This is a genomic window from Vibrio sp. 811 (assembly GCF_033339195.1).
The window spans coordinates 1-685 of sequence record NZ_JAWOUB010000435.1 but is presented as its reverse complement, the minus strand read 5'-3'; the positions used below and the strand labels follow the sequence as shown (position 1 = coordinate 685).

General features: G+C 46.7%; 1 protein-coding gene. It reads left to right on the top strand.

Annotated features, from left to right (window positions below):
• Positions 1-685, top strand: a 685-nt coding sequence (locus tag R7Q46_RS27330; protein ID WP_318078296.1) for a LuxQ periplasmic sensor domain-containing protein, incomplete at both ends; no start/stop codon positions are given.

Genomic DNA, 685 nt, shown 5'->3' with positions numbered 1-685 from the left:
TTCGCACACACCTGAATTTCGTTTTCTCACCGACCATCAAGGTATTATTTGGGACGATGGGAACGCGCATTGTTATGGTATCAACGATTCAATGCTGGACGGCCTGACTAGCAAAGTCACGTTCAGGAATAATTGGGATTACGTCACGTCAATCACGTCAATGGGGGCTCGTCACTTGTTGCTACGCCGTGTTCCTGTGTTAGAGCCGAAAACGGGCGAAGTGATGGGGTATTCGTACAATGCAGTCGTCTTGGATAATAACTTCGCCTTGATGGAGAAGTTAAAAAACGAAGGCAACGTCGACAATGTTGTGCTGGTGGCGAACGACATTCCTGTGGCAAGTTCACTAGCGGGGGATGAGTCATACAAAATCTTCGATGTGTTGAAACGCAAAGAGACCCAGAAGAAGTTAGATCAGTTATTGATCATCCAAACGCCGATTGAAGTGAACGCGGCCATCACCAACTTGAAGTTACTTACTGTGCAAGACAACCAGAGTGTTGTTACGCTGCAAATTCAACACTTTTTGGCGATGTTAGCCTCTGTTATCGGCATGATCATGATTGCGCTGATGACCAAAGAGTGGATTGAAAACCGAGTTGTGGAAGAGCTGGGTTCGCTCATGTCTTACACGCGTTCTGCTCGCGAAGAAAAAGGCTTTGAGCGTTTTGGTGGGTCGGATATT